General features: G+C 41.6%; 1 protein-coding gene. It reads right to left on the minus strand.

Going from position 1 to position 250, the window contains the following annotated elements; all coding sequences use genetic code 11:
* Nucleotides 1-250 (minus strand): hypothetical protein (locus tag VJI94_RS08640; RefSeq protein ID WP_324009074.1); only part of this gene is annotated, 250 nt, incomplete at both ends.

Here is a 250-nt window from a genome sequence, read left to right on the forward strand (position 1 = left end):
GCTAAAGAGTTGTAATTAAACACCAATATGCAAGACAATATGCTGATGACCACTAAAGAGCCTTCTATAGCCCTTTGCGTTCCGTTTTTCTCCCATTTTACTTCGTTCCCCGATTTCTTTGGGCTGATTAGTGTTAGCACCAACCCAAATAAAAACGGAGTGAGTAAACATAGTGCCAACGACCAATTCCTGCCAATTCTACGCTCTGAACCGATTTCGTTTGCAACAATAATACCGATCACCACTTGTG

The sequence above is a fragment of the Parvimonas sp. D9 genome (assembly GCF_035282565.1).
Lineage (GTDB): Bacteria > Bacillota > Clostridia > Tissierellales > Peptoniphilaceae > Parvimonas > Parvimonas micra.